This window comes from Kothea flammea (assembly GCF_052161645.1).
Taxonomy (GTDB): domain Bacteria; phylum Planctomycetota; class Planctomycetia; order Pirellulales; family Pirellulaceae; genus Laterigemmans.
On the sequence record NZ_CP197414.1, the window covers coordinates 6,728,637 to 6,751,180 of the forward strand.

Below are 22,544 nucleotides of genomic sequence, written 5' to 3' on the forward strand. Positions count from 1 at the left end.
TGCCCACCGGGAAGGGTTTAAACCGTAGCTGCCAGCGGCGGCACAATCTGTTACCCTGGGGCAATTATCATCCCTTATCACTTACCATTTTCTTGTTATGGCAACCAGTGATCCGCCTCGCCCCGAGCTTCGTCAGTGCACCGTGGAATTGGGGAACGCGTCTTACCCGATTCTGGTTGGCACCCAGTGGCTGGGAGCCATTGGTGATTCCATAAAAACCTTGGCACCGGACGTGTCGCACGCAATGGTGGTTTGCGACGCGGCGGTCGGCTCCACCTATGCCGAAGTGGTGCGACATTCGATCGCCGCCCTGGGTGTACGAACCGACTTGTGCACATTGCCGTCCGGGGAAGCGACCAAATCTGCACAGCAATTGATGCGATTGTGGGACTGGATGTTGGCCTGCCAAGCGGACCGCCGCAGCCTGCTCGTCGCCGTTGGCGGTGGTGTGGTGGGAGATGTGGCCGGTTTTGCCGCAGCCACTTATCAGCGAGGCATTCGTTTGGTGCAAGTACCCACCACGCTGTTGTCTCAAGTCGATAGCAGCGTGGGAGGTAAGACAGCGGTTAACTTACCAGCCGCCAAAAACATGGTGGGCGCCTTTTGGCAACCGATCTTGGTCGCCATCGATACGCACAGCCTCGGCAGCCTACCGCAACGCGAGTATCTCAGCGGGTTTGCGGAAGTCGTCAAATATGGCGTGATCGAACGTCCCGAATTTTTTAACTGGCTGGAAGCGCAAGCAGCCACTTTGGTGCTTCGCGGCCATGATGCAATCCAACACGCCGTGATCGAATCGTGCTTGACCAAAGCGGCCGTGGTGGGCGCGGACGAGCGGGAAACCAGTGGTCGTCGAGCGATCCTGAACTACGGCCACACCTTCGCGCACGCGATCGAGGCAACTGCCGGCTACGGAACGTTTCTGCATGGTGAAGCGGTGGCGATCGGGATGCAGATGGCCGCCCAATGTGCCGTCCGCCGCGGCTTGCTGGAAAGCCAAGTGCTGGACCGGCAAACAAGCCTGCTGGAGCAACTCGAATTACCAACCACCTGGCCAGCTGCCGATACCCAAGCGATGCTCACCTGCATGCGGCAAGACAAGAAGAACACACACGGCACCATGCGGTTGATCTTGCCAACCAAGTTGGGCCAAGTGGAACTGGTGGATGACGTCAGCGACGAGCAGATTTGCCATGCGATCGAGGCTTGTCGAGTTTAGTTGCCGCACCTGCTGTGCAGTTTATTCGTCGTTTCTGGCATCCGTTTTCCTCGTCTTGTGAGCCGCTGGTGACCGCCACCGCAATCCCTCCTCGCCCAGCCACTGGTCTGCGAGTTTTAGTCAGCGGGTACGGCGGCTTTCTCGGCTCCGAAATCGTTCGCCAGTTGGTCGCTCGTGGAAATCAAGTCGTCGGCTTGGGCCGTCGCGACTATCCCCAATTGGCCGACTTGGATTGCCAGCCTATTCGCGGAGATATCTGCGACTTGGCGGCGGTTCGCGCGGCCGTGAGCCAAGTGGATGCGGTGATCCACACCGCCGCCATCGCGGGAATCTGGGGACCGTGGGAACGCTATCAGCAGATCAATACGCGAGGCACCGAGAACGTCATCAAAGCCTGTCAAGAACTGGGCATTCGCGTGCTGGTTCATTGCAGCAGCCCGAGTGTTACTTTTAATGGTGACGACCAAGCGGGAGTCGACGAATCGGTTCCTTATCCTGATCGTTGGTTATGTCACTATCAACATACAAAAGCGCTCGCCGAAAAAGCGGTGTTACAAGCTCACCGGCCCGGCCAGTTGCACACGACGGCCCTCAGGCCTCATTTGATTTGGGGTGTTGATGATCCACATTTATTCCCCCGCCTCATTCAGCGTGCCAAGCAAGGTAGATTGCGAATCATTGGCGGTGGCAAAAACATCATTGATACGGTGCACGTCAAAAACGCTGCGGCCGCTCACTTGGCAGCCCTCGATGCCTTGGCAGCCGAACATGCCGCGGTAGAGTCTGACCCGCGGAAAGTTAATGACCAGCAGACCGTTAGCCACCAAGCGGTGAAGCAAGAGACTGCCGGCGGACGCGCGTTCTTCATCACGCAAGATGAGCCGGTAGCTTGTTGGGAGTGGATCGAGCAGGTGTTGAAGTTAGCCGGTGTCCGCCTGCCCCGCGGTCGCGTGCCATTGCCGGTCGCTTGGTCAGCCGGACACGCCCTGGAGATTGCTTATCGGCTGAGAGGTCGCGAACAAGAACCTCCCATGACGCGTTTCTTAGCCGCTCAGCTCGCCAAAGACCATTACTTCAACATCACTGCGGCAAAGCGGCTTTTGCATTATCAACCACAAATCAAGATGGCGGAGGGGCTAGCGGAATTAGCAGCAGCATGGAAGTAGCTTCGTACTCTTCACTCTTCACTCTTCACTCTTCACTCTTCACTCTTTCCAATGTCAGTATTGATTCTTGATAACTACGATTCGTTTGCCCACAACTTGGCGCGATATTTTCGGCTGCTCGGTCAGACCACCGAAGTTGTGCGCAGCGATGCTGTGACAGTGGAGCAAGTGGTGGCCAAGCGGCCGGCCGCGATCGTGATCTCGCCTGGACCGCGAGCCCCCGAGTCGGCCGGTGTTTCCTTGGCGGTGATCGAGCGTTGTTCGGGGACGATTCCCTTGCTCGGCGTCTGCTTGGGGCATCAGGCGATTGGCCAAGCGTTTGGGGGTCGCATCGATCGTGCTACCCCCGTTCATGGCCGCGCCAGCACGATTGAGCATGATCGCAGCGGGCTGTTCCGGGACTTACCCAGCCCGTTGTCGGTGGCCCGTTATCACTCATTGGTGATCGCGGCCGATTCACTGCCGGCGGCGCTCCGCGTCACGGCCACGACGGCTGAGGGATTGGTGATGGCGGTTGAGCACCGAGAGCACCCGACGTACGGTGTGCAATTTCATCCCGAATCGATCCTCAGCGATGCGGGCTTGCGACTGTTGCAAAACTTCTTGCAACTCGCCGGTTTGGCATCCGCTAAGGCACCCACGAGCTTGGAAACAGCATTGTGATTTTAGAAGCGATCGTAACGACGACGAATGCTGCTGGCCAAGTTAACGTAGCCCCGATGGGACCGACGGTCGACCCGGATTTAAGTCGCTTTACGCTGAAACCTTTTCGGCCTTCGACCACGTATGACAATCTCAAAGCGACCGGCCGAGCGACCATACACGTCACCGACGATAGCCTGTTATTTGCCCGCGCCGTAACCCATTGCCTCACCCGGCTGCCACCGCTCACCGCGGTGGGGCCCAATAAAACATCTGCACAGCAACGAACTGCACAGCAACGAACTGGCCCCGCGGGAAATGGCCCCGCGGGAAATGGCCCCGCGGGAAATGGCGAAACAGCCGCCGCAGCGGAAGTTGGTTGGTGGGCGCTCCGCGACGCTTGCCGCTATTTCGCCGTGGAGGTAACCGATTGGCAAGACGACGATCCCCGCGCGATTGCCACCTGTCGGGTGGTCGAAACGGGGGAATGGCGACCCTTTTTTGGCTTCAATCGCGCTAAACATGCCGTGATTGAGGCGGCGATCCTAGCCTCGCGGGCCCACTTTCTTGATCGTCAACTGATCGAGAAACAGATGAGCGAGTTGGCTGTGTTGGTTGACAAAACGGCGGGTGACGCGGAGCATGAAGCCTTTTCGTTGATTGAAAACTACTTGGCTGGCCTAGTTTGACAGTTTGCTGGTCGAGCTTGGCGGTTGGTGATCATTAGGGCCGCCCATTGGGGCCAGTTGCCGCTTTCTCTACAATGACAGCTAACACACACCTTCCGATCTGATCCCTCCACAGAGGTTCTCGATGCGTTCTGTCGCTGCCGCTTTGCCGTTTGTTGTGTTGACGATTATCTGCTGGGGAAATTACGGTCCCTTGATGCACCATGGCCAAGCTTACATGGGGGATGCTTTAAGGCCCTTCATCGGAGTTGGCTTTGCCTATTTTCTGATCGCCGTGTTGGTTCCTCTGGGCATCCTCAAGATCGGTGGCGAAAAAGGGCATTGGACGGCGCGGGGCGCCACGCTTTCTTTCCTGGCTGGATGCGCGGGCGCCTTGGGAGCTCTCGGCGTGATCATGGCGTTCACGTTCAAGGGCAGCCCCGTGTATGTGATTCCCATGGTTTTCGGTGGTGCGCCAATCGTGAACACAATTGTGACCATGACGCTGGCCAAGACTTATGACCGCGTCAGTCCCAAATTTTTATTAGCCATCTTAACCGCCGCGATCGGAGCGGCCGGTGTGTTGTACTTTAAACCCGCTGCCCCGCCCCGCGCCGGAGCTGCCGAAGCGAACATTCCCGCAGTGATCGCTTCGATTGTGACCGCGGTGATCTGCTGGGGCAGCTACGGTCCGATCCTGCACCTCGGCCAGAGCAAGATGGGGGGCAGCCGCATGCGTCCCTTTCTTTGCGTTGGAATTGCCTACTTCTTCATGGCCGTGGCTTTGCCCGCGGTGTTGATTCCGGCGCTCGGCAAAGAGTTTGGCGACTGGACCACTCCCGAGATGACCAAGGGCTTGCTCTGGAGTCTCGCTGGCGGTGCGGCCGGCGCGATGGGCGCCTTGGGGATCGTGTTAGCCTTTAACTTCGGAGGCAAACCGATTTTCGTAATGCCGCTGGTGTTTGGTTTGGCCCCGATTGTGAACACAATTACGACCCTGACCGAATCGAATCGCTGGGGGGATATTGGTGTCACTTTCGTCGTTGCGCTGGCAGTCACCATTCTGGGAGCTGTTTGCGTGCTGTTGTTTGCCCCCAAACCGTCGCCACCGGGTAAAGCCGCCGTGACGGCGCCAACGGTCGATCCGGCCACCGCCGGCAATCCCGCCTAAATTTCCCAGCCAAAGCAACTGACGGGGAAGAAAACATCGCTCTCGGGAACGATCCTCCAATGAGTAAGGTCTGGGAATCTGAGCAACTCCAGGCAGCGGCAATTGATGACCAATTATCGCACGTATGGATGGTGCGCCGCTTTCTGAAACATGCCGAAGAAACCGAGGACGACGAAGAGTTGCAAGAGATTGCCCGCGATCTCTACGACTTTATGCTGGCCGTCGGGCCGGCGCGGACCGAGCACGATTGGCCAGCTTATCTAAAGCTAGCTCGCAAAAAATTAAAGCGACTGCGGCGGGCGACCGAACTGTTCGTGGAGATTCAACCCGAGGTCAGCGGTCACACGAATTTCTCCATGGCGGCCAAATCATTAAAGCTGGCCGTCGATGCAATCGATGAGATCCTGTCCTGAGGATCGCAATCAAGCCCTGTTTGTTGCCGCTGAGTACGGAGGAAAAATGCGGCGGATCGTCAATAGGCCTGGACATTTTCTGAATTGAAACATGCTATTGGCCACGCCAGTCGCTTTCCGAATGAATCGGGCAAAGGAATTTCACGATGATCCAAAGAACACCACGCCTAAAGCAGGCACAAGGTCGATCCCTCAGTAAGTTTCCACGGCGATTGTTCTCAATTCGCACCTCCGCAATGCTGGGCTTATCATTGCTGGGCTGTGCAACGTTGGGGATGAGCGGATGCCAGACGAACCCGACCGGGCTGGCGATCAACCAGTCACCCCACGCCCCACCATTGAGCAATTCGCCGGTGGCACCCGCTGTCGATCAATACGTAAAAGATATCAATACTGCGAATCAATACCCAGAAAGTATCAATCCGCCCGCCGCTGCGGGTGACCAGCCATTTGCAGCCAGCTCGAGCGGAGTCGCGGCCATGACAACTGCTGCCCCGGCGGGAGAGCCAGCTGGGGGCGAGTCGCTGACATTGACCAGCACTGCAGCCGCTCAGCGACCCCCGGGTCCGTCGCTAATCACGCTGCCACGAGGCGAAGATTTGCAAAGCTATTTAACGGGAAACCATCGCCGCGTGGTGCTCGATTTCTATGCGGATTGGTGTGGGCCTTGCCGCAAGCAGGCGAAAATACTGCACGAGTTGGAGCCTCTGGCGGAGGAGACGGGAACGTTGATCATCAAGGTCGACGTCGACCAACATCAAGCGCTGGCTCGCGATTATGCGGTCGCTTCGCTGCCCACGCTGATCGTGATCAACGACGGCGAGATCGCCGATAGGCAGACGGGAATCGCCAGCGCGGGGACCCTGAAAAGCTGGATGCGATAACTTGGCGATCCGCGGGGGGCTCCTGCTCTGGGGAGTCCCCTGAACTGTGGCACGCGTCTTGATGTACAATTGGCAGTCGGGTTTGCTAATTCACCTTGTCTGCCAGCGGAACCTCCCTGCATGCCGCCACGTAACTTGTACGCGATCATCGTAATCGCCATCTTTTCGCTGCTCTGCCACGCCAAGGCGCAACGTACTCGCGACGGTGCTTTGGTCGGCGATGCGATCGCTCTGATTGACTTTTTTTACGTCGACGAAGTCCCCAAGCGCAATCTGCTCGAAGCGGCCATGTCGGGTTTGACCAGCGAACTCGATCCCTACACCCAATTTATTCCTCCCAGCGCCTACGATGCTTTCCAAGACTCGATCCAACAGGAATTTGCCGGAATCGGGATTCTGATCGAGCAGCCCGTGGCCGGAGAACCAGTCCGCGTGATCACGCCGCTGGTCGGTTCCCCAGCGATCAAAGCTGGCTTTCGTCCCCGCGATCAGATCGTGGCAGTCAACGATATCGACACCGCCGCTGCGACGATGGACCAAGTGCGGGACTTGCTCCGCGGTCCAGTCGGCAGCAGCGCCCGCGTGCTGGTGCGTCGCGCCGATCGGCAAATTCAACGGGCAACCGACTCTGCCGAACGAGAGGCTGCCGAGCCGACGCCTGAGCCTGAGGCAGTAAAGCTCGACGAAACTGAGTACGAAGAACTTGAGCTCGTCGTGCAGCGCGCTAACATCCAGCTGGAGTCGGTCATTGGCGACCACCGGGATGCCGACAACCATTGGGTTTTTCGGCTGGCGGACGATCCCGACATCGCCTACGTGCGGCTGACCGGTTTCGGCGAGCGGACGACGCGAGAGTTGAAGCAAGCGCTGCTGGAGTTGGATGGCCAATTCGAGGGCCTGATCCTGGACTTGCGGGGCAACTCCGGTGGGTTGTTGATCTCAGCCGTCGAAGTTTGCGATCTGTTTATCGAGCGGGGCAGGATCGTATCCACGCGTGGTCGAGGGATTTTGAATGACGATGAAAAGGAGGCGGCCAGCATCACCGAGTCGGCTTATAACGCCACCGCCGGAGTCACCATCTCTCCGCGGATTCCAATGGCCGTCTTGATCGATGGGGATTCGGCCAGCGCTTCCGAAATCGTGGCGGCCTGTTTGAAAGACCACAACCGGGCAAAAGTGATCGGCGAGCGCTCATTTGGGAAAGGAAGTGTGCAAAACGTGTTCGCGTTGGAGAGTGGGCGGAGCGCGCTGAAATTGACGACTGCCCGATACTATCGCCCCAATGGTCAGAACATTCATCGCGGCAAAGACGACCCTCCCGAAGCGGCTTGGGGGGTGAAACCGAGCCCAGGTTTTGAGGTCATCTTGGACGACACCGCTCGCCGCAGAGCAATCCGCCGCTGGGAATTAGCCACTTATCCCAGCATGGCGGCCACTCTGACCGAGGAGCAAACAGACGGCGGGCCGCTGGAAGATGTCGACCCGCAACTTTTCCGAGCCATGGATTGGCTCCAAGAAGTCACCAACAAGGGAGCGGAAGACGCCACTAAGGAGATAAAAGACGAGGAAATGCCCGAGCAAACCGCGGCCTAATCATTGCGAAACGGCCACGGCTGAACTAATCTCGGAGATTGTTGCTGTCCTTTGAGGCCTATTCTTTTAATTTCGTCGCTCTGGGGAAACCAATTCGATGTTCAGGAAGTGTACTTTGGCGGCCTGCATGGTGCTCGTCAGCGGAATCTCGGTTGCTCGCGGCCAAGACGCGGTGCTCGATGAGTTATACGGTCGGGGCGTCCACCAGTATTTTGCACATGACTATTTGCAAGCCTACAATCACTTTTCGATGGCGATTGATAACGGCAGCCAGGATCCCAGGACTTACTATTTCCGTGGCTTGACGTTGCTGGCAACCGGTCGCGAAGACGAGGCGCTCAACGACTGGCGGGTCGGAGCGGGACTGGAAGCGGGCCGAGTTTACGCGGGCTCCATTGGACGATCTTTGGCACGCGTGCAAGGACCGGCTCGACTGCAACTCGAGCACATCCGCAAGGTGGCCCGCCTCGAGGCACTTGCCCAAGAAACAGCACGGGCGGGCGCCTTGTACGGCAACAGTGCCCAGGGCGATGCGGTACCGTTGAGCGGAGCCGCCTTGGGGCCATCGGTCACCGCACCACCGGCCGACATTAAGGATGACCCCTTTAACGACGACGCCATCAACGGTGGCCAAGGTGCGCCGACCGTCGACAGCGCTGACGCCTTGAGTGACGCGATTGAGAACGCCACTCCGGCACCGGTTGCTGCTGGCGAAGCAGGCGGCAACACCCCTCCAGCTGGGCAGCCGCCAGCGGGTGGCAATCCCTTCGGTGGTGCTGAGCAACCGGCCGCTGACAATCCCTTTGGTGGCGGACAACCGGCTGGTGACAATCCCTTCGGCGGTGGTGGTGGTGCCTCGGATGCGGGCGATAATCCGTTTGGTTAATGAACACCCCTTCGATATTCAAACGTTAAACGCTCGCTTGATATCTCAACGAGCGTATTGCGCGCCTCCGCATCAGTCATTTACACAGCACGGTATCAGCCGAAACTCGCCAGCATCTGGTTCCACGGAACGGTGAGCTAACACTCAACGGCTGATAGAACCGAATGACTTACGTCGAGGTGCTCAGGATTGGGTTGCCGCCGCGCCATCAAGATGCGGGGCGGGAACCGGTTTTCCGGGCCGCCAATCGACCAATTGAACTTCGACGGCCCTGCGGCCGTTAAAGTCATTGATCACGGGCCGAAACGCGATATCAATGGTCCCTGTTTGCTCGTTCAGTTCATCACACCAGTCGCCGCCGCCGAAAGCGACCGAGCGAATCTTGGTGCCGCTGTGTTCTAACCTGGCGGTCAAGTGGCGATCGCCGCCTCCCATTTTCCGCGCTGGCTCGCAAAGGGTCACGCCGCAAGCGAGCAGAATCGGACGGGGATTCCCCTGGCCGAACGGGGCCAGGGATTCAATTTGTTTGAGGGTCTCGAAAGTCAAGCTGCCGAGGCTCGTCTGCGCATCGATGATGATCTCAGTCGCCGGCGCACCCTCCTCGTTTTGCCGCGAAACTGCTTCGAGAAAATCAGAGCGAAAACGATCGATGTGCGCTTCCTCGAGCTTCAGCCCGGCAGCCGCTCGGTGACCGCCAAAAGTAATCAAGCTGTCAGCCGATTCACTCAGCGCGGCGTGCAAGTCAATCGCACCGCCCGCCCGACCCGAGCCAATCGTCGGTTTACCCGCCAATGGATCGCTGGAAAGGATAATCACCGGCTTGCCGTAGTTTTCGGCCAATCGCCCCGCCACCACGCCGATCACTCCCAAGTGCCAACCGCTTCCGTTGAGCACCAACGCCGGGTCGGCTTCGGGATCAAAGTCGCTTTTCGCTTGCTTGTGAGCGGCCAGATAAACGCTGCGTTCAATCGTTTCCCGCGTGCCGTTGAGTTTATGAATATAGTCGGCCAGCGAAGAAGCTCGCTCACCCTCGGGAGCGGTCAGCAACTCGACTCCCAGTTGGGCTTGCCCCAATCGCCCGGCCGCATTGAGTCGCGGGCCCAAGGAGAAGGCAATGTCCTCACTGGCTAACGCTGGCTTGGTGTGCAATTTGGTCAACCGCATCAGTTCCGCCAGGCCGGCGGGCGGGTTGGCACGCAGGCTCTTCAGCCCATGGCAAACCAGCACTCGATTCTCGTCAATTAACGGCACCATGTCGGCAACCGTCCCGATCGCCGCCAGCGACAAAGCTCGCATCAGATAAGTCCGCAACCGTTCGCTGACTTTCTTGGCGCCGCAGGAAGCCTGGCAGAGCGCCCAAGCCAACTTAAAAGCAACCCCGGCGCCGCACAGCTGGCCAAAGGGATAGTTGGTGCCGGGCAAGCGGGGATGCACCAAGGCATCCGCGGCGGGCAGTTCATCGGTCATTTCATGGTGATCGGTAATGATCAGCTGAATGCCCAATTCGCGACAGAGTGTCGCTTGCTTGACGCTGGTGATCCCGCAGTCGACGGTCACGATCATCTCGGTGCCATGTTTGGCCAGCCGCCGAATCGCCTCATCCCCCAGGCCATAACCATCTTCGAGCCGATTGGGAACGTGATAGTTAGCGTTACCACCCAGCAGCTGGAGACCTGAAAACAAGATCGCCGCGCCGGTCATCCCGTCGCAATCGTAGTCACCATAGACGGTTATTCGCCGCTTTTCCTCGATCGCTTTGAGCAACAACTCTACGGCGAGGGGAACGCCGGGCAATTCCAACGGATCTCGCAGATCCTTCAACCGAATGTCGAGAAACTGCTTTGCTGCCTGCGCTTCGTAGACGCCCCGGCTAACCAGCAATTGGGCTATGACCGCGGGAATGTTCGCAGCTCGGGAGAGACTCTCTATCCGGCTTCCATCATGGGGAAGAACTCGCCAGCGTTTACGCATGAGTCAGCGCCATCCCTGCATTCGAGAGGAGTGTCCAGCGGAAAACGAATCGAGTGACAAACCGATGGGCTTGTCACGCAATTGCGTGCCACGGAGACTAAACTAGCGGGCGAATGGGCGAGCGGGCAAGCCCCTGGCCGGCAGCTTATTTCTTCTTTTCGTTGTGCCAGGTGTGCTTCCGCAACCGTGGCGAATACTTGCGTAATTTCAGCTTTTCGCCTCCTGGTTTGCGGCGAATTGCGTAGTTGTAGTCACCGGTTTCTTCACAAACCAGAAACACGGTTTCAGCCTTCTTCTTGCTTCTTCCAGCCATCGCGGTCTATCCCGAAAAATCGCTTTTGCGAACTATCTGCAGCGTTTCAAAGGTCGGTATTATGCCAAACTTGGGCAACTCTCCGCAACCCGTAACGCAAACTGCCTAAGGCGGACTCCGGCAACGGAAGGCCACAAGGGGGTATCCGCTCATGCGCGGAGCGAACATACCGGCTAGCATGGGGGGAAACAGACATTCGTTACAATCAAATCTTTTTACCGAGGTGTCACGAATTAGCACCGCGGCCGCCGATGCCCCCAAGACGCTGCGCTGCCAGCGACTCCCTGGGCATGTACATGAGGATCACCGAGACGATGGAGTTGAACTTTCCCAAACGCCTATTCCCCCTGCACCTTTCGGACATTGAGCGATTTTTGTTCGCGGATGATCGACCGGCGTATCCGATGGCATTTGTCATCGAGCTGGCGTTCAGCGGCATCATGGACGAAGCGGCACTTCGCGATGCGCTGATTGAGGCGCTCCGGCGTCATCCATTGTTGGCCTCGAAGCTGGGACCAGCGAAAAACAAACCCCACTGCTGGTTACACCCCGACGGCGATTTGCCGCCGCTGGACGTCGCCGAGCTGGGCACGCCACTGAATTGTCCGGGTGGCGAGTGGATCGATATTGAATCCCACGTCGGCTTGAGAATGTGGCTGCGGAGCGGCTTGGATGGTGAGGGCCAGCCCCGTTCCATTCTCACTTGCCAATTTCATCACGTCTGTTGCGATGGCATTGGCGGCTATCGATTCCTGGGCGACTTATTGGCGTATTACGCCGCCAGAACCGACGGTCTTGGCAGAGAGGCTGAGATTCCCCCGATCGATTTGGGGCGTTTGCGGGGCCGTGCCGATCGCTGTCGCTTGCAAACCAAAGGGCAATCGAGCAAGGAAGTGACGCGCGACAGCATTCGCTATATCACCGAGATCGTCGGCCGCGGCAGCACCCCGCTGCGATTTCCCAAACAAAAGAGCGGGCCTTTGCCAGCCAGCTTCCCTGGCGTGCATTCGTTTCTGTTCTCTCAAACCGAAGCCAAGCAGCTTCGGGATGTGGCCAAACAGATGGGGTTAATGCTGAATGATCTGCTGCTGCTGGAACTATTTCAAGCCTGTCATCAGTGGAATCGTGACCAGGGGGGCGGTGGCCAACGCGAACGTTATCGGGTCATGATGCCGGTCGACCTCCGCACGCAAGAAGATTACGAAACCCCTGCGGCGAACGTCGTCGGCTACACCTTTCTGACGCGAACCGCCCGGGAATTGGCTGATCGCACGGCACTGGCGACCAGCATTCGCGAGGAAACGGCGGGCATCAAACATAATCGCAGCGGCGAACGTTTTGTGGAGATGGTGGCCACCGGTGCCACCGTCCGCGGACTGCTGCCGTTAATGACCAAGCTGCCGAGAACACTGTGCACGGTCATCCTCAGTAACATCGGTGATCCCAGCCGTCGTTTTTTGGCGAAATTCGAGCGGCGTGGCGGCAGTCTCGTGGCCGGCAATTTGCTGCTCGAAAGCATCACCGGCTATCCTCCCATGCGACCCAGATCCAGAGCTTCGATTTCTGTCGTGCAATATCGCCGCGAGTTAATGATCGGCGTGCGTTGCGACCCCCATCGATTTTCCAGCAGTGACACCGCGCGGATGCTGGACATTTATATCTCCAAACTGCAAGCTTACTTGCCGACGCCTTCCGCTGCGCCAGCCTTAGTTCACTGACAAACTGCCTGCCTGATAATCTGCCTAACAAACCGCTGGCCGCGCCAGCAGCAGCCGCTTTGGCATTAGCCGCGGTTTCCCCCGGTTCTCAGGTGGGTTCTAAATATTTCTGGAACCGCGCGATTGAGTTCGCGTCTATCCCGTACGACACCGCAGCGATTGCAACTTTTCTTAGACACTCAATTGTTTCCAAGGCACCGTCCAATGTTATCCTTTGGCGCTACCCTCCGCTCAACTGGTCTCTTCTCATTCTGCTTATTGGGCTTCATGGTTTTCCCAACCCCCGGACGTGCTGAACCGATTGGACTCATTGAACGATACGCGCTCGCCGAAGATCGCCAAGCGATTTTACGAGAGCTAATTCCAGGCAGTGAAGAGTATTATCAGTTGCACTGTTTGCATTATCAGGTCACTGGCCAATTGGCCCAAGCCGAAGCGATGCTAGCCCGCTGGGAAAAAGACTCATCGCCCCCCCGTGGCGAAACCCCCGCGCTGCGAAACATGCGCGATCGCCAGCGGCTGTTGACATACGCCACCTCCCCCGATCGCGCGGTCGAATACCTACGTGATCGTCTGAATATCCAACTGGAGCATCCCGCCCCGCGTCGCGTTGGTCAACGCCAGTGGCCTGATCGGTTGGACCAAAATCTGCTCAATCCAGAAGCGTTGATTCGGCAAGCAATCCGCGATAACCATTCGCTCACCCCGGTTGCCTTAGCCTGGCTGACCGACTGGATGCTGGATGGAAAAGTGCAAAATGCGGGCGCCGATCTGAAATGGCTTAGTCAGCAAATCAATGGTCGCTGGACGCCCCGCTTAGGCGAACTGGCTCTGGCCGAACTGCGTTCCCGCGATCCCCAACAACACGGCTTTGGGGATCGTGCCATCCACACCCACCTCACGCAAGCGGAACTTGAAGCCATTCGCCAAGCCTATCCAGCGCTCGCTTCCAGTGACGGACTGATCAATCAGTTGTTGCTTCGCCTGCGACCTGATGACGATAGCGATCCAGGCCAGCAGCCTGAGGTGCGTCTCGACTATTTGCGCCGCGTAGAGCAGTTCACGCAGTCCTTGCCCGAATCCCAAAACAATCTTAAAGCGGCCGCCGCCTACCGTTTGCTGGAAGCCCACTGGATGCGGGACGAATATCCGCTCGACCTGCTGCTGCGTTATCTTCAATTGCCGCGACGCAGCGGCATCGTGCGCTCCTTGTCTGCGGCCGAACAACGCTCGGCCGCTCAGCTCAACGTCGACTTTACCAAAGTCGCGTTACTGCCGGCGATTGGTAACGAGGAGCCGCTGATTCGCAAGTACTTAGAACACTTCCTCCGCGATGCTGACTCGACCGAGCAATTCAAGAAACTAATTGAAAACGGCTATCTGACTCGCGTCTTCGCCGAAACCAAACTACTCTATGGAATCGGCAACCCAGAGCGTTGGTATGGCGTGTTGTCGGCCGACCTCCGCAGTCAACTGACCGATCGCGTGGAGCTGACTTTGCCGTCCACCAACCCGGCATACACCGACCCGGCTCGGCCAGCTTCGCTGCAAGTCGATCTTAAACATGTGGACGAGTTGATTATTCGCGTTTATGAGATCAACAGCGAAGCCTATTATCGGAATACGAATAAACTGATCAACACCGACATCGATCTCGATGGCTTGGTGGCAACCTCCGAACAGCGTTTCAATTACAGCCAACCGGCCATCCTGCGGCATCGCGAATCGATCGAACTGCCGAGCGTTTCCGGACGCGGTGTGTGGGTGGTCGACCTGCTCGGCGGCGGGCTCCGCGCGCGAGCCATCCTGCGACGTGGCAACTTGCGTTTCACCGAACGGATGACTCCCAACGGCCAGCAGTTCGTCGTCTTGGATGAAAACCGCCAACCACTCAAACAGGCCCGCATGCTGGTGGCCGGCCAAGAATTCTTGGCGAATGACGAAGGACAAATCATCCTCCCCCCAGTCGACCAACCATTGACGCGTCAAGCGATTTTGCTCGATGATGAAATCGCCGTTCCCGTGCTGTTCATGCACCAGGGCGAACAATATTCGCTGAAGGCGGAGATGCTGCTGAATCGCCAGCAATTGAGGACTGGTAAAACTGCCAACATCGCGGTCCGCCCCCGCTTGTCGTTCAACGGAGAGCCGCTCGATATCGCCGATCTTCAGGCCCCGGTGTTAACCATCAAGGCTGTCGATCACGACGGCATTGAAACGACCAAGCGGATCGAAGATCTGCAGCTCAGCCAACTCGAAGAAACCTTGGTGAGCTTCCGCGTCCCCAGTCGCCTGAGCACGCTCCAAGCCACGCTCGCTGGCAAACTGAAACGATTGGCTACCGGCCGCGAGTTGGAGCTCAGCGACGTTCGCCAGTGGGATATTAACGCGATCGATAAAACGTCGCGAACACACGACTTGCACCTCACGCGCGACGGCCAGCAATGGGTGGCGGAAGTGCGTGGGCAAACGGGGGAAGCTGACGAGGGTGTGGTTGTCGGAGTTGCTCTGACAACGCTGTTTCACAATCAGCCGATTACCAGCACGCTGGAAACCGATGCCCAGGGACGCGTCTTTCTGGGCGAGCTGGAAAATGCGTTGTCGGTGCAATTGTGGACTGCCGAAGGTAGTCAACTGGTGCGTGATTTAACCTTGGCCTCAGCGGTCTGGCCCGATCGCTTGCATGGCAGCGACGACCAAGCGCTGCAGCTACCTTTGATGAACGACAGCGACGAGCTCGGAAAAAACTTTCAGTTACTTTCGATGCTGAGTGATAAGATCAAAGAGGACATCACGGACGCAGCTTTGCAGGTCGAAGCCGGGATGCTAAAGATCACACCGTTACCGGCGGGCGATTACAGACTGGTCTACCACGATCAGGAAGTGATTCACGAACTGCCCATCTCGATCACCGCCGGCCCGCTGCTCTCGGGAATTGCGGCGGGCGAAATTCGCCACCTCAACGTCCGCTGGCCCGAGCCGGTCAGCGTCGCGGAGATGAACCTGAATGACTCGGGGCTGCAGATTCAACTCAGCGGCGATACCTCGGCGACTCGCGTGCACGTGATCGGCAGTCGCTATCTGCCCGACTATGACCCATTCGCGTTGCCCACGATCACGCCCTCGCGACGTGGCATCCAACTCGCAGAAAATGGCTACGTCAGCGATTTGCGATTGGGTGAAGAATATCGCTACGTCCTGCAACGCCAATATGCGAAAAAATACCCCGGTGTGATGTTGGGCCAAACATCATTGCTGTTAGCACCCTGGGTAACCGATGCAACCAAGAACAGCACCCAAACCGCTGCCAGTGGTGATCTGATTCCCGAGGCGGAGGCAGCCGCGCCCGCCGACATGATGGCCGACCGGGCTCGAGCTCGAGCGAAGCGTCGCGGATCGCAGCCTACGGTCTCGCAAAATCTTAACTTCTTGCCCACCGCGGGAAGCTTGCTGACCAATCTCCGCCCAGACGCGGACGGCAATATCAACATCCCGGCAGATCAATTGAGCGACGCGATCATCTTTCGCATCGTGGTCGTTGATCCGGTGCACACCGTGGAACGCACCGTCTCGCGATCACTGTCCGCGCTCGAATCGCGAGATCTCCGGCTGACGACTCCTCTCCCGGCCGAGCGGCCGCTGGCGTTTGAACGAACGGTGCTGGTTGCCGGTCCCGACGCGCCATTGGAGATGAAATCGATCGGTTCGGCCCAACTGCAACTGTATACCGAGATTGGCGACCTGCTGCAACTTTTCCGCACCCTCTCGGGCGATCCCCGCATGGACGAATTTGTTGAACTGGGACGCTGGAATACGTTGTCCGACAATGACAAACGAGCGTTATATGGCAGACTCGCGTGTCACGAGCTGCATATCTTTATCAAAGCACATGACCCCAAGTTTTTCGCCCAAGTAGTTCGCCCCTACCTGGAGAATAAGAAAGAAAAGCAATTAGTCGATCATTGGTTGTTAGATCGCGATCTTACACCTTGGACCGACTTTTGGCGTTATTCGCGGCTGAACGCTTTTGAGAAAGCCCTGCTGGCGCGACAAGTCCCTGCGATTCGCGAGACGGTGCTGCGGGAAATGCGCGAGCGAATTGCTCTCGATGATATTGCGCCAGAAGACATCCGTCGCTTGATCGAAGTCGGTTTGGCAGGCCAAGGTTTGGCGGAAGGGAACAAGTTGGGCCTGATGCTGAACTATGAAGTGATGGACGAAGAAGCCGCTGAGGGCCAAGCCTATGGGGACGCCTTTGGCCTCATGGAGAAATCGGCGGCCGATCCGTTTTCTGCCGATGCCGCGCCCGAGGCACCCGCTGGCATGGGTGGCGGTGGCATGGGCGGCGGCATGGGCGGATTTGCTCCCGGCCGCGCGAACCAACGGGGAGCAACTCGCGGTGGACGGATTGCCGCTGGCCGCAGCCCGGCCGGTCCGCAACGCTTCTTCCAACAACTCGACGCCACGAAACAATGGGCCGAAAACCACTGGGATCACGTTCGCATTGCCGATGCTGGCGAAGCCTTGATTCCCCTCAATCCGTTTTGGCTGGAGTGGGCGGAAGCGGCCGAGGATCGACCTTTCGTCAGTTCACACGTGCTGCGCCCGACCGACAACCGCCACGCCGCTTTGGTCGCCTTGACCCTGCTCGGTTTGCCGCTCGATAGCGATGGCGTTGAATTGCCCAGCGAAGAGCAAACGGTCTTTACCCCCGACCAACCCGTGGTGATCATCACGAAACGCCTAAAGACCCTGCAGCCGCTCGATGGCAACGCCTCACTGTTGGTTGGGCAACGGTTTGAAGCGGTCGATCAACAACCGTCAGATAACAACGATGGCGAACCCAAAATCGCTCCCGAAGAGTTCCTCACGGGGCGTGCCTACCGCGGTCAAATTGTCTTGACAAACCCAACGCCTACCTCGCGAACTGTCGATTGCCTCTGGCAAATTCCCGCCGGCAGCATGCCGCTGGCCGGTTCACAAGCGACCGACAGCAAGACAGTCGTGATCAAGCCCTTTGAAGTTCAACGGATTGAATATCAGTTCTATTTTCCCGCCGCCGGAGAATTCCAGCATTATCCCGTTTGCCTCTCCAGCAGTGGCCAAGTCGTGGCTCGCGCCGAACAACAATCGTTCAGCGTCGTTTCCAGCCCCTCGAAAATCGATGAAACCTCTTGGGAACAAATTGCCCAAGCAGGTTCCGCCGATCAAATTGCTGAATTCTTGGCGACCGCCAATCTTCGCAAGTTAGACCTGAGCCTGGTGAATCATCGCCTGCGGGACCGAGCGGTCTACGATGCCGTGATCGGTGTCGTCGATAACGCCCGCGTCTGGGAGCCGAGCCTGTGGGGCTATGCGTTCCTCTATCGCGACCTACCTCGCATGCAGTCTTACCTCTCGCAACGAACTGATTTTGTCAGCGTGGTGGGACCAGTTCTCGATAGCCAATTGCTGACCGTCGAACCGATTTCGCGCGGGCTGTACGAACATCTCGAGTTTGCTCCTTTGGTCAGCTCGCGGATTCATTCCTTGCGTCCTGAGCCAGAGATCTTGAATGATCGATTTTTGCAACAATATCGCTCGTTAATGCAAATCGTTGCCTACCAACTTCGCCCCAGCGACGAACAAACGTTGGCGCTTTGCCATTACTTGTTGCTGCAGAATCGCATCGAAGAGGCCATCTCGCGTTTCGCCACGATCGAGCGCGAGCAAATTGAAATGGCTGTCCAGTATGACTACATGGCCGCCTATTTGGCGTTACATCAAGGGAATGTGGAGCAAGCGGGTAAACTCGCGGCGGCCCACGCCGAACACCCCGTGCCCCGCTGGCGAACGCGATTCCAACAAGTCCAGGACCAACTCAGCCAACGCCGCGATTTGCTCAGCGGTGCGCAACTGGTCAACCAAAACGAGACACCCTCCGCCGCCGGTGTGCGCGAGGATGCCGCCGATCTGGCACTGCTCGATCGCGAGCAACGCCAAGCCGACAGCGCGGCGACGGCTCCCGATGTTCGCGTGCGTGTTGAAGGCGATTCCCTAGTGATCGACCATCGCAACACCGAAGCGGTGACGATTAACTTCTACGGAGTCGATCTGGAATTGCTGTTCAGCAAAACACCCTTCGTCCGCCAGGGCCTACAGCAGATGGCTATGGTCCGGCCCGGTCGTGTCGAGTCGTTAACGGTCGGCAAAGGCGACGGCAGCTCGCAATTCCGCTTGGACGACGTGCTCTCACGTCAGACGTTACTGGTGGAGGTCGTTTCCGGTGCTTCGCGTGACACCACGCTATATTACGGCGGTCGCTTGAAAACCTATCTCTCCGAAGGTTTCGGGCAACTGCAAGTCAGCGACCGGACAACGGGGCAACCTGTCGAAACCGCCTACGTGAAAGTCTATGCCAAGACCAAAGCTGGAGGGGTGGAGTTCTACAAGGATGGTTATACCGATTTGCGCGGTCGTTTCGATTATGCCACGTTGAGCACCGGGGATCTGGCGAGCATCTCCAGCTTGGCAATCCTGGTGCTCGACACCGAGCGGGGGGCAACCCTGCACGAGGTGGCCCCGCCAACACGGTAAAGCTCTCCACGATAATGCTCGCGGCAGTTTGGTGGATGGGTGGACTTTGAGGTATGATGAAAGAGTGAAATTTGCCTCTCAGGCTAACTTCAATCACTTAAGCCTTCAATCACTTCAGCGAGCCCGCTCATGCATCCTTCTGCGTTTTGGCGACCACTGCTGGTCTTGCTGGCAGTGGCTAGTGGTATCACCGAGGCGGCCAGTCAACAGGCACCGGCAGCCGGCCAGCAGGGATCGGCTACGGTTGCCGATTTGCGGCATGGCGGAAGTTTGCGAGGGCAATTCAGGCCGGTCGAACTTGATCGGTTCCGCGGCCAAGAAATTTATCTTGACGATGGCCTGCGACTGGTGCTGCCTGACGTCGAGTTCCGCCGCTTTCGCGGTCCCGAAGAACGGATGGTTGAATATCGCAGCCGGCTGGCAACGCTGGACGACACCGCCGATGCCCACATGGAAATTTCACGTTGGTGCAACAGTGTGGGCTTGCGGGATCAAAAAGACCGCCACCTGCGGCGGGTGATTGAACTCGCCCCCAACGATGCCACGGCGCGGCAAGAACTGGGCTACATGCCTTTTGAAAATGGCTGGGTCAAGATCGAATCGCTGCGTCGCAAACGTGGCATGTTGCGCGATGGCGGTCGTTGGAGATTTGCCGAGGAAGTTCTCAATCAAGGCGATAGCCAAGACTTTGAACAGCAGCGCAAGGATTGGATCAAGAAACTCAATGGCATCAAGATGCGCATTCGTCGCGGCGGAGTCGCAGGTAACGAAGCCCAAGCTGAATTGATGGCAATCGATGATCCGGCTGCCGACGAAGCGATTGTGAAAGAGTTTCGCGACACCAGCAATTACAACACCGCCATGCGTCGCCAGTGGCTGCGAATAATGGCCAGGCTAAACACCGGCCTGACGACAACAGCCATCATTCAATCCAGCATGAATGATGTCTCCGCCACGATCCAGGAAGACTGTCTCGACTTGTTGCGCGGCGAACATAAATTTCGCGCAATGGCCTACTACCTAAACCATCTCGGCTCCAACGATAACGCAGTGGTCAGTTCGGCGGGCAGGGCGCTGGCGGAAATCAATGATCCCGAGATTGCCTTGGTGCTGGTCGAAGCTCTGGTCACCGAACACACCACGATTAGCCAGCCGGGCAATGACACCAACGTGGGCATGTCACGCGATGGCAGCGGTCCGGGCGGCGGCATGCAGTTTGGGGGCAAAGCTCAAAAAATCACACGCTCGTTAGAAAACCCGGAAATCCTGACAGCCCTGCTGGAACTAGTCCCCGATGATGTCAACTACATGTACGACGAAGAACGCTGGAGAAACTATTTCGCCATGAAAATGGCTCCGCCTCCCGGCGATCTTCGTCGTGACCCTTAACTTGTCAGCTTAAGCCGCAGAAGCTTGCTTTGCCGACGAGCGTCCCTTTCGCAGGCGGCGCCCGACTGCTAGACCCACTGCGGCAATCCCCAGCCCCACGCTCGATGGCTCGGGCACGGCGGTCAGAAACCGGCTGCTACCAACAAACACCAAAGGGTCGGTTCCCGGCAGTTGGTTTTCGCGGTCACCGCTGTCGAACAAATAGATATTAAAGTCTTCCAGCCCGCTGAGCATGTCGCCGACCATAAACTTCGGCGCGCCAGAATCATAGCTCACATTCACCGCACCGCTAAACAGCAGCGGTGTCGTTTCTTGATCACCATACAACACTAAACCAGCGTTAGCGCCGGTGCCGATCATCTCCCACGGCATGGCCAAATCCTCCACGGTTCCGCTGATGATCCTGCCCTCGGTGTCACGCGTGATGTTGGTTAATTCACCACCATCAAACCGCACCGGGGTGATATAGAAGGGCAAGAAACCGGGATCGGTTGGGGGCGTGACACCGGCCAGTTGCCCCGTGGAGTTCGTGAAAGACACCGTGCTGCCCCCAGTGTCATCGAGTGAAAACGTCATACTTCCCAAAGCGCGCATGTCGAGCGGAACGCCCTCGGGAGCACCAAGAAGCGCTTCCCCAGCGGCCGTGGCGGTAAAGACAAAGTCAGCTTGGATTTGCTGCTGGATGGTGAGAATTTCCGCCCGGCAATGGTTCTGCCCCATCATAAGTGACGCGGCAAGCACGCCAAAGCAACTAAACTTCAGCCCAAAACTCTTCATGGTGAACATCTCCGCAATCGTGTAAACAACTACCAAGCACCCCCTCTATAGAGAGCGAACGACGGCCATTGTACCTGATTTACTTAGCGGAATTTAAGAGTTTGAGAATTTTTTCGCCCCCCATTTTTTAGGCAGCCGCGCGACCGTTCTGCCTCAGCCGCAGCTCTTCGTCCTCGATCAAATGCCGGAACGATTGTCCCGCTTTGACCGCTTCGACCCGCCGATCAATGCTTCGCCGCATAGCGTCGTGATAACCAACGGAAGCGGCGAACAGGGTCATCAGATCGACAAACTGAGTGTCTTCGGCCAGCGGATGCGGCTCGAGCGTAAGATAGCTGTCTGAGCCAAAGCTGAGCAGTTTGCCGTCGACTTCGCCAATCACTTGCCCGTCAGCTTCGACTTCAAAGTCGGCACCGATGCTGAACCAATGTCGTTTGAGCGTCAGGTGTCGCATCTGTTGGCCATCGACGTACCCCATGGTAAACAGCGAGGGGATGCGGAACGTGCGATGATTCTGCTGGATGTACGTGACATAATCGTAGCGTGGCAGCAGCACGGCCATGCTCAGCAGATTCTTATTAGAGCCGATCGAATTGTGAATTTCGGTTGCGGTAACTTCTTCGATCGTGCCGCACCAACGCGTCCGTTGGGTACTGGTCTTAAACAGTTTGAGGACCAGCCGGCGTTTCTCGATTTCGCCCGCTTCCAGCTTCATGATGGCGTCCTCTTCGACCGCCGCTTCCAGCTTGGCGGTCTGCTGGGCCGACAATCTCCCTTGTCGCTTGATTTTCTTTTTCAGTTCGCTGCGTCGCTTCCGCCGCAACAGATCGACCGCTTCGGACATCTCCTCCTCATCCGCTTTCCAAACGTCGGTGCGGAGACCGACGAGGTGCGTTTTCTCCCAGTCGCCGGAGTCTTGATCTTGCTCTGAAACGGTTCCCACCACGTCCATGTGAGTCGTAAAGTGCTGCGATTCAGCCGTGGTCAGCTTTTGCAACAATTCGACATTGCTGGGATGGATCCCAGGCAACGCCCACATGTCGATGAAACGCTTGCAACCGCGATAAATTCTCTCCGGCATACGCTCGCCTTTGACGATCTGAGTGAAAATCTCTCCTCACTCGGTATCGTCGGCGAGCTGCGCTGCTGAAATCCACC

At 57.6% G+C, this 22,544-nt stretch carries 16 protein-coding genes; 12 read left to right on the forward strand and 4 right to left on the reverse strand.

The annotated features are described in order from the left end of the window. The first annotated feature begins 97 nt into the window (after positions 1-97). From aroB to SH139x_RS25165, 9 genes are all read left to right on the forward strand, one after another. Positions 98-1,219 (forward strand): 3-dehydroquinate synthase, encoded by a 1,122-nt coding sequence (gene aroB / locus SH139x_RS25125; protein ID WP_488352488.1) that lies wholly within the window; start codon positions 98-100, stop codon positions 1,217-1,219. 68 nt (positions 1,220-1,287) lie between these two features. Continuing rightward, entirely contained in the window at positions 1,288-2,385 is a 1,098-nt protein-coding gene (locus SH139x_RS25130) for an NAD-dependent epimerase/dehydratase family protein (RefSeq protein ID WP_488352489.1), read from the forward strand. A gap of 51 nt (positions 2,386-2,436) precedes the next feature. Further along, on the forward strand, positions 2,437-3,048 hold the full coding sequence (locus SH139x_RS25135; protein ID WP_488352490.1) for an anthranilate synthase component II: 612 nt from the start codon (positions 2,437-2,439) through the stop codon (positions 3,046-3,048). Continuing rightward, a complete protein-coding gene (locus tag SH139x_RS25140) occupies positions 3,045-3,716 on the forward strand; it encodes a DUF447 domain-containing protein (protein ID WP_488352491.1) in 672 nt (223 codons plus the stop codon). Before SH139x_RS25135 ends, SH139x_RS25140 begins: the two co-directional genes overlap by 4 nt. 124 nt (positions 3,717-3,840) lie before the next feature. Then, the gene (locus tag SH139x_RS25145; RefSeq protein WP_488352492.1) at positions 3,841-4,866 is read left to right on the forward strand and encodes a hypothetical protein; all 1,026 of its coding nucleotides are present in this window, start codon (positions 3,841-3,843) and stop codon (positions 4,864-4,866) included. Between the two features lie 59 nt (positions 4,867-4,925). Continuing rightward, the gene (locus SH139x_RS25150; protein ID WP_488352493.1) at positions 4,926-5,279 is read left to right on the forward strand and encodes an amidohydrolase; all 354 of its coding nucleotides are present in this window, start codon (positions 4,926-4,928) and stop codon (positions 5,277-5,279) included. Positions 5,280-5,425: 146 nt separating this feature from the next. Further along, positions 5,426-6,163 (forward strand): thioredoxin family protein, encoded by a 738-nt coding sequence (locus SH139x_RS25155; RefSeq protein ID WP_488352494.1) that lies wholly within the window; start codon positions 5,426-5,428, stop codon positions 6,161-6,163. A gap of 120 nt (positions 6,164-6,283) precedes the next feature. Continuing rightward, entirely contained in the window at positions 6,284-7,756 is a 1,473-nt protein-coding gene (locus SH139x_RS25160) for a S41 family peptidase (protein WP_488352495.1), read from the forward strand. A gap of 97 nt (positions 7,757-7,853) precedes the next feature. Next, on the forward strand, positions 7,854-8,642 hold the full coding sequence (locus tag SH139x_RS25165) for a hypothetical protein (protein WP_488352496.1): 789 nt from the start codon (positions 7,854-7,856) through the stop codon (positions 8,640-8,642). Between the two features lie 183 nt (positions 8,643-8,825). Here the strand turns inward: SH139x_RS25165 and recJ are convergent, their stop codons facing one another. Next, positions 8,826-10,613 (reverse strand): single-stranded-DNA-specific exonuclease RecJ, encoded by a 1,788-nt coding sequence (gene recJ, locus SH139x_RS25170; RefSeq protein ID WP_488352497.1) that lies wholly within the window; start codon positions 10,611-10,613, stop codon positions 8,826-8,828. A 145-nt stretch (positions 10,614-10,758) separates the two neighbouring features. Continuing rightward, positions 10,759-10,926: a 50S ribosomal protein L33 gene (gene rpmG, locus SH139x_RS25175; RefSeq protein WP_488352498.1), complete on the reverse strand. Its 168-nt coding sequence runs from the start codon at positions 10,924-10,926 to the stop codon at positions 10,759-10,761. A gap of 251 nt (positions 10,927-11,177) precedes the next feature. On the opposite strand from rpmG, the gene SH139x_RS25180 reads away from it, so the two are divergent. The 3 genes from SH139x_RS25180 to SH139x_RS25190 all read left to right on the forward strand — a co-directional run bounded on the left by SH139x_RS25180 (position 11,178) and on the right by SH139x_RS25190 (position 20,609). Then, on the forward strand, positions 11,178-12,644 hold the full coding sequence (locus SH139x_RS25180) for a hypothetical protein (protein ID WP_488352499.1): 1,467 nt from the start codon (positions 11,178-11,180) through the stop codon (positions 12,642-12,644). Between the two features lie 267 nt (positions 12,645-12,911). Further along, on the forward strand, positions 12,912-19,220 hold the full coding sequence (locus SH139x_RS25185) for a hypothetical protein (protein ID WP_488352500.1): 6,309 nt from the start codon (positions 12,912-12,914) through the stop codon (positions 19,218-19,220). A gap of 129 nt (positions 19,221-19,349) precedes the next feature. Further along, complete coding sequence (locus SH139x_RS25190) at positions 19,350-20,609, forward strand: hypothetical protein (protein ID WP_488352501.1); 1,260 nt, start codon at positions 19,350-19,352, stop codon at positions 20,607-20,609. Positions 20,610-20,618: 9 nt separating this feature from the next. Here SH139x_RS25190 and SH139x_RS25195 read toward each other — a convergent pair whose 3' ends face one another. Continuing rightward, positions 20,619-21,386, reverse strand: coding sequence for a PEP-CTERM sorting domain-containing protein (locus tag SH139x_RS25195; protein WP_488352502.1), 768 nt, complete (start codon positions 21,384-21,386; stop codon positions 20,619-20,621). 127 nt (positions 21,387-21,513) lie between these two features. Continuing rightward, positions 21,514-22,467, reverse strand: a complete 954-nt coding sequence (locus SH139x_RS25200) for a hypothetical protein (RefSeq protein WP_488352503.1) — start codon at positions 22,465-22,467, stop codon at positions 21,514-21,516. Positions 22,468-22,544 lie beyond the last annotated feature (77 nt).

Bases quoted from the DNA above. Each gene is read 5' to 3' on its own strand.
- SH139x_RS25185 (WP_488352500.1), top strand. From the start codon at position 12,912: ATGGTTTTCCCAACCCCCGGACGTGCTGAACCGATTGGACTCATTGAA.
- SH139x_RS25135 (WP_488352490.1), top strand. From the start codon at position 2,437: ATGTCAGTATTGATTCTTGATAACTACGATTCGTTTGCCCACAACTTG.
- SH139x_RS25155 (WP_488352494.1), top strand. From the start codon at position 5,426: ATGATCCAAAGAACACCACGCCTAAAGCAGGCACAAGGTCGATCCCTC.
- SH139x_RS25180 (WP_488352499.1), top strand. From the start codon at position 11,178: ATGCCCCCAAGACGCTGCGCTGCCAGCGACTCCCTGGGCATGTACATG.
- SH139x_RS25160 (WP_488352495.1), top strand. From the start codon at position 6,284: ATGCCGCCACGTAACTTGTACGCGATCATCGTAATCGCCATCTTTTCG.
- SH139x_RS25165 (WP_488352496.1), top strand. From the start codon at position 7,854: ATGTTCAGGAAGTGTACTTTGGCGGCCTGCATGGTGCTCGTCAGCGGA.
- SH139x_RS25145 (WP_488352492.1), top strand. From the start codon at position 3,841: ATGCGTTCTGTCGCTGCCGCTTTGCCGTTTGTTGTGTTGACGATTATC.
- SH139x_RS25200 (WP_488352503.1), bottom strand. From the start codon at position 22,467: ATGCCGGAGAGAATTTATCGCGGTTGCAAGCGTTTCATCGACATGTGG.
- recJ (WP_488352497.1), bottom strand. From the start codon at position 10,613: ATGCGTAAACGCTGGCGAGTTCTTCCCCATGATGGAAGCCGGATAGAG.
- SH139x_RS25150 (WP_488352493.1), top strand. From the start codon at position 4,926: ATGAGTAAGGTCTGGGAATCTGAGCAACTCCAGGCAGCGGCAATTGAT.
- SH139x_RS25195 (WP_488352502.1), bottom strand. From the start codon at position 21,386: ATGAAGAGTTTTGGGCTGAAGTTTAGTTGCTTTGGCGTGCTTGCCGCG.
- SH139x_RS25190 (WP_488352501.1), top strand. From the start codon at position 19,350: ATGCATCCTTCTGCGTTTTGGCGACCACTGCTGGTCTTGCTGGCAGTG.
- aroB (WP_488352488.1), top strand. From the start codon at position 98: ATGGCAACCAGTGATCCGCCTCGCCCCGAGCTTCGTCAGTGCACCGTG.
- rpmG (WP_488352498.1), bottom strand. From the start codon at position 10,926: ATGGCTGGAAGAAGCAAGAAGAAGGCTGAAACCGTGTTTCTGGTTTGT.